At 61.7% G+C, this 6,699-nt stretch carries 6 protein-coding genes and 1 pseudogene; all 7 read left to right on the forward strand.

Translation table 11 applies throughout. The annotated features are described in order from the left end of the window. Window positions 1-179 precede the first annotated feature (179 nt). Entirely contained in the window at window positions 180-1,544 is a 1,365-nt protein-coding gene (locus AC07XF_RS28655; RefSeq protein WP_495029206.1) for a cache domain-containing protein, read from the forward strand. Window positions 1,545-1,578: 34 nt separating this feature from the next. After that, a complete protein-coding gene (locus AC07XF_RS28660) occupies window positions 1,579-2,211 on the forward strand; it encodes a response regulator (protein WP_495029207.1) in 633 nt (210 codons plus the stop codon). A gap of 225 nt (window positions 2,212-2,436) precedes the next feature. Beyond that, a pseudogene (locus tag AC07XF_RS28665) lies at window positions 2,437-2,718 on the forward strand (hypothetical protein); the annotation flags it as partial. 446 nt (window positions 2,719-3,164) lie between these two features. Continuing rightward, window positions 3,165-3,755, forward strand: coding sequence for an amino acid synthesis family protein (locus AC07XF_RS28670; RefSeq protein WP_007978708.1), 591 nt, complete (start codon window positions 3,165-3,167; stop codon window positions 3,753-3,755). 44 nt (window positions 3,756-3,799) lie between these two features. Continuing rightward, a complete protein-coding gene (locus AC07XF_RS28675; RefSeq protein WP_495029208.1) occupies window positions 3,800-4,633 on the forward strand; it encodes an alpha/beta fold hydrolase in 834 nt (277 codons plus the stop codon). Further along, window positions 4,630-6,111 (forward strand): aldehyde dehydrogenase, encoded by a 1,482-nt coding sequence (locus AC07XF_RS28680; RefSeq protein WP_495029209.1) that lies wholly within the window; start codon window positions 4,630-4,632, stop codon window positions 6,109-6,111. The genes AC07XF_RS28675 and AC07XF_RS28680 overlap by 4 nt, the downstream gene beginning before the upstream one ends. 12 nt (window positions 6,112-6,123) lie before the next feature. Continuing rightward, the gene (locus AC07XF_RS28685; RefSeq protein ID WP_108231059.1) at window positions 6,124-6,609 is read left to right on the forward strand and encodes a flavin reductase family protein; all 486 of its coding nucleotides are present in this window, start codon (window positions 6,124-6,126) and stop codon (window positions 6,607-6,609) included. Window positions 6,610-6,699 lie beyond the last annotated feature (90 nt).

The following is a 6,699-nucleotide window of genomic DNA, read 5'->3' on the forward strand; positions in this document are numbered from 1 at the left end:
CGCGAAAGCGGTGGATCAGTCAATATTGATGTCAACTGACCCACCGCTTTCGCGAGCAAGCCCGCTCCCACACTGGTTTTGCATTTCATCCCGACCATCGGTCATTCCGTCCAGCAACGCTACAGGCCGAGCGCCTCTTTGGCATATGATCCCGAGCCTTCGCGCGGGCAGGAGTCAACATGCAGCTCAAACACAAAATCGTCGCCCTCGGGATTCTGCCGCTGGTGCTGGCCATTGCCGTCATCTGCGCGCTGGTGATTTCCCTCAACCGCCAACTGGGTGATCAGCAGGCACAACTGATCGAAGACAGCATTTTGGCGAGCAAGCGCGCGGAACTGAAAAACTACGTGGAAATGGCGCAAAGCCTGATCGCGCCGCTGTACGACGACGGCCATGGCGACGCCCGTGCCCAGCAGCAAGTGCTGGAAGAACTGCGCAAGCTCAGCTTCGGCATCAATGGCTACTTCTTCGTCTACGACCGCGAAGGCCGCAGCCTGATGCACGCGCGCCAGTCGGAGCTGGTGGGCCAATACCTGTGGGACATGAAAGATCCCCACGGCCTGCCGGTGATTCAGGCGCTGCTGCAAAGTGCGCAATCCGGCGAAGGCTTTCAACGCTACGCCTGGAACAAACCCTCCTCCGGCCAGGTGACCGACAAGCTCGCCTACGTGGTGATGCTCGATCGCTGGGGCTGGATGCTCGGTACCGGCATCTACCTCGAAGACGTCGAACGCGCCACCCAGCAAGCCCGTGCAGAAGTGGCCCAGGGCATCCGCAAGACCATGATGGCGATTGCCGTGGTCGCTCTCGTCGCGGTGCTGTTTGTGTTCGCCACCGGCATGACCCTCAACGTCAGCGAGCATCGCCTGGCAGACAAAAAACTGCAGCGCCTGACCCAACGCATCGTCAGCCTGCAGGAGGAAGAACGATCGCGGGTATCCCGCGAGTTGCACGACGGCATCAGCCAGGTGTTGGTCTCGATCAAGTTTCAGTTCGAACTGGCCAGCCATCTGCTGGAACGCGGACAAGCCCACGACAAGGGTTTGAACACATTAAAGGACGCCACCGAGCGCCTGGGCGATGCCATCGGTGAAGTCCGCAGTCTCTCCCACGACCTGCGCTCATCTTTGCTCGACACCCTCGGCCTGCCGGCGGCCATCGGCCAATTGGCCGCGGAGTTCGAACAGCGCAGCGGGCTGACCGTGACCTACGACGAAAATGAATTCGATTGCCAACTGGTCGACGGCGCGGCTGTTTCGTTATTCCGCATCGTCCAGGAAGGCTTGACCAATATCGAACGCCACGCCCAGGCGAAAAACGTGTCCATCACCCTGCGCGGCTGCGACGAATCCGTACGGCTGACCGTGGTCGATGACGGCATCGGTTTCAACGTCGCCCAGGTCGAACGTCGTCAGGCCGGCATTGGCTTGCGTAACATCCGCGAACGCGTCGAACATTTTGGTGGGCGCTTCGATTTGATTTCGATGCCGGGCAGAAGTGAGCTGGACGTGCTGCTGCCAATGAAACCTGACGCAAAACGCTGAGCCGGCCCAAAAATTACAAGAGTGAATACCTGCGATGAACCTGCCTTCCCCGATCCGCGTCGCCCTGGTCGACGATCACTCCCTGGTCCGCGACGGCATCAAGGCACTACTGGCCGTGATGTCGCCCCTCGAAATGGTCGGCGAAGCGGAAAATGGCGCCGAGGCCATCGAGATGGTCGGCCGCTGCCAACCGGACCTGCTGCTGGTCGACATCAGTCTGCCGGATATGAACGGCCTGGAGCTGACCCGCGTGCTGCGCAGCCAGTACCCGTCACTCAAGGTGCTGGTGCTGAGCATGTACGACAATTACGAGTACGTGAGTGAATCGGTCCGCTCCGGCGCCAGCGGCTACGTGCTGAAGAACGCCCCGTCACGGGAAATCATCGCGGCCATCGAAGCCATCAGCAGCGGCGGAACCTTCTACAGCGCCGAAATCGCCCAGCGGCTGATTGCCGACAAGAACTCCGACAACGAGTTGACGCCGAGGGAAAGCCAGGTGTTGTCGAAGATGGCGCTAGGGCTGAACAACAAGGAAATGGCCCGGGAACTGGATATCAGCGTGCGCACGGTGGAGACACACCGCTTGAGCATTCGGCGCAAGCTCAACATCGATAAGCCGGCGGCGCTGGTCAAATACGCCATCGATCACGGCCTAATTTCCCGATAACACCTCGACCCTTGTGGGAGCGGGCTTGCTCACGAAGAGGCCGGTACATTCAATATTGATAGCGACTGATACGCCGCCTTCGCGAGCAAGCCCGCTCCCACAAGGGTCAGCGAATCATCCATTGACTGCGTCGATAGTCACCATTGACTCAATGAAGTTCTCTTAAAAAATCCCCGGCGTAACATCTGCTCCATACCAACCCATTACACCCCGGAGCACACCATCATGAAACGCCAGACCCTCCTCAGCATCGCTTTCTCGGTTTTCGCAGTTAACGCTTTCGCCGCAACCTCTGCTCAACCTGTGGTCGCTGAAGGCGGCTCGGATCGCCTGATTGAAAGCCGTGTGGCCGAGGGTGGTTCCGATCGCCTGATCGAGAATCGTGTGGCTGAAGGCGGTTCGGATCGCCTGCTGGAAAAACGTGTTGCCGAAGGTGGCTCCGACAAACTGCTGCAGAACCGTGTCGCCGAAGGTGGTTCCGACCGCCTGATCCAGAACCGTACCGCCTGAATGCAGGGCGGTACCGCAAGACCCGACGAGAACCCGGCCTCATCAGCCGGGTTTTTTTACGTCTGTTAAAAGTCCTCCCCCACCACAAGTAGCGCCTCGCCTGGCTAATGCCAGTCAGTTAAGCAATTTCAGCCGCGACACCCTTTGTAGCAGCTGCCGAGCCCGCGAGGCTGCGTCCGGCTGCGAAGCAGTCGTGAGTCCAGCTGACGCGGCTTGCCTGACGTACCGCAATCACTGATTTTACGACTGCTTCGCAGCCGGACGCAGCCTCGCGGGCTCGGCAGCTGCTACAGATCGCACTGCCGCTTAACTGATCGGCATTAGCCTCGCCTGCCCCCCCTTTTATCGCCGTCCGACCAGAAACTCCGTTCGAGGGACTTGTGCTTCCGGTATTATGGTATACCATCAGACGCACAGACACCCAAACCTCTACGGAGCAGCTCATGAGTTTCGAAATCCGCAAGATCGTCAGCTATGTCGAAGAAACCTTTATTGAAGGCGGCAAAGCCACCGATAAGCCCGTGACCATGGTCGGTCTGGCCGTGGTGATGAAAAACCCCTGGCTGGGCAACGGTTTCGTCGAAGACCTGAAACCACAGATCCGCGCCAACTGCTCCGACCTCGGTGCACTGATGGTTGAGCGCCTGGTGGGCATCATTGGCGGCGCTGAGAAAATCGAGGCCTACGGCAAGGCCGCCGTGGTCGGCGCCGATGGCGAAATCGAACACGCTTCTGCGGTGATCCACACCCTGCGCTTCGGCAACCATTACCGCGAAGCAGTCAAGGCCAAGAGCTACCTGAGCTTCACCAACAAGCGCGGCGGCCCGGGCACCTCGATCCAGATCCCGATGATGCACAAGGACGACGAAGGCCTGCGTTCGCACTACATCACCCTGGAAATGCAGATCGAAGACGCACCGCGTGCCGACGAAATCGTCGTGGTCCTGGGTTGCGCCGACGGCGGCCGCCTGCACCCGCGCATCGGCAACCGCTACATCGACCTGGAAGAACTGGCAGCCGAAAAAGCCCAGTAACCGGCCAGTAGAACGACAACAAGAAGGCATTGCAGGAGCGCTCCATGATTCGGCTCACCGCTGAACTCACCCCGGCTGGCACCAGTTACCTGGCGACCGGCCAAGGCCAGCCCGTGGTCTTGATCCACGGCGTGGGCCTGAACAAAGAAATGTGGGGTGGCCAGATCGTTGGCCTGGCCACGAAGTACCGCGTCATCGCCTACGACATGCTCGGCCATGGCGCGAGTCCGCGACCGGAGAGCGGCACGCCGCTGCTCGGCTATGCCGACCAGTTGCTGGAGCTGCTCGACCACCTGCAATTGCCCAAGGCAACGGTCATTGGCTTTTCCATGGGCGGGCTGGTAGCGCGGGCGTTTGCCTTGCACTACCCGCAACGCCTGGAAGGCCTGGTGGTGCTCAACAGTGTGTTCAACCGCAGCGCCGAACAGCGCGCGGGTGTCATCGCCCGCACCAGTCAGGCCGCCGAACACGGGCCGGACGCCAACGCCGAAGCGGCGCTGTCGCGCTGGTTCAGCCGTGAATACCAGGCGGCCAACCCGGCGCAGATTGCCGCGATTCGCCAGACTCTGGCCGGCAATGACCCTCAGGGTTACCTGACCACTTACGAACTGTTCGCCACCCAGGACATGTACCGCGCCGACGACCTGGCCAGCATCCAGGTGCCGACGCTGATCGCCACCGGCGAACTGGACCCCGGCTCGACCCCGGAAATGGCCAAACAATTGGCCGAGCGCATTCCCGGTGCGACCGTTGCCGTCCTCGCCGAGCAACGGCATATGATGCCCGTAGAATCGCCGCGCCTGGTCAACCAGCTGCTGCTGGAGTTTCTGCAGGCCGCGCACTCCAAACAAAACCAGATCAAGGGGATCGTTGCATGACACTCGCACGCTTCCAGATGTGCATCGGCGGTGAATGGGTCGATGCCCTGTCCGGCAAGACCTTTCAAAGTCTCAACCCGGCGCTGGCCGAGCCTTGGGCCGAATTGCCCGATGCCGACGAAGCCGATGTCGAGCGCGCCGTACAGGCTGCGCAGACGGCTTTCGACAGCCCGGCCTGGCGCGGCTTGACCGCCACCGCTCGCGGCAAACTGCTGCGTCGCCTGGGCGACCTGATCGCCGAAAACAAGGAACAACTGGCGCAGCTGGAAAGTCGCGACAACGGCAAGCTGATCCGCGAAACCCGCGGCCAGGTTGGCTATCTGCCGGAGTTCTTCCACTACACCGCAGGCCTGGCCGACAAGCTCGAAGGCGGCACCCTGCCGCTGGACAAGCCGGACCTGTTTGCCTACACCGTGCACGAAGCCATGGGTGTGGTTGCCGCGATCATTCCGTGGAACAGCCCGCTGTACCTGACCGCGATCAAACTTGCCCCGGCCCTCGCCGCAGGCAACACCATCGTGATCAAGCCGTCGGAGCACGCCTCGGCGACCATCCTCGAACTGGCGCGCCTGGCCCTGGAAGCCGGGATTCCGCCGGGGGTGGTCAACGTCGTCACCGGTTACGGCCCGAGCACCGGAGCCGCCCTCACCCGCCATCCGCTGGTGCGCAAGATCGCCTTCACCGGCGGCGCGGCCACGGCGCGGCATGTGGTGCGCAGCAGCGCGGAGAACTTCGCCAAACTGTCGCTGGAACTGGGCGGTAAATCGCCGAACATCATCTTCGCCGACGCCGACCTCGACAGCGCAATCAACGGTGCCATCGCCGGGATCTACGCCGCCTCCGGGCAGAGCTGCGTCTCCGGCTCGCGCTTGCTGGTGCAGGACGAAATCTACGACGAGTTCGTCGCTCGCCTGGTGGAACGCGCCCGGCGCATCCGCATCGGCAACCCGCAGGACGACAACAGTGAAATGGGGCCGATGGCCACCGCACAGCAATTGGCCGTGGTCGAAGGCCTGGTGGCCGATGCCATCGCCGAAGGTGCGCGTCTGCGCCTGGGTGGCAAGCGTCCAGAGAATCTGGGCGACGGCTGGTTCTACGAACCGACGCTGTTCGAGTGCGACCGCAACTCGATGAAGATCATGCAGGAAGAAGTCTTTGGTCCGGTGGCCTCGGTCATCCGTTTCAAGGACGAAGCCGAAGCGCTGGCGATTGCCAACGACTCGCAGTTCGGCCTCGCCGCCGGCATCTGGACCCGCGACCTGGGCCGTGCCCATCGCCTGGCCCGGGACGTGCGTTCGGGGATCATCTGGGTCAACACCTACCGCGCGGTCTCGGCCATGGCGCCGATCGGCGGCTTCAAGAACAGCGGCTATGGACGCGAAAGCGGCATCGATTCGGTGCTGGCCTACACCGAGCTGAAAACGGTGTGGATCAACCTGTCCCAGGCACCGATGCCTGATCCATTCGTGATGCGCTAGGAGTCCTGGAAAATGATCGAGCCCGGCATTTACAAAGACGTGATGAGTTCGTTCCCGTCCGGGGTCACGGTGGTCACCACCCTGGACCCGGACGGCGGCATCGTCGGCATCACCGCCAGCGCCTTCAGTGCGTTGTCGATCGACCCGGCACTGGTGCTGTTCTGCCCCAATTACGGTTCCGACACCTACCCGGTACTGCGCGACAGCAAGCAGTTCGCGATTCACCTGCTGTCCGCCGACCAGACCGCCGAAGCCTATGCCTTCGCCGGTAAAGGCAAGGACAAGGCCAAAGGCATCGAGTGGCACTTGAGCGATCTGGGCAACCCGATCCTGGCCAAGGCGACGGCGATCATCGAGTGCGAGCTGTGGCGCGAATACGACGGCGGTGATCACGCGATCATCGTCGGCGCGGTGAAGAACCTGATCCTGCCCGAGCAACCGGTGACGCCGATGATCTACCACAAAGGCAAGCTGGGCCCATTGCCCGCCCTGGCCTGACGGATCTACACAATCCCCCTGTGGGAGCGGGCTTGCTCGCGAAAGCGGTGGGTCAGTCATATTAATGTCGACTGACACTCCGCCTTCGCG

Source organism: Pseudomonas sp. GW821-FHT01C01, from assembly GCF_059422645.1.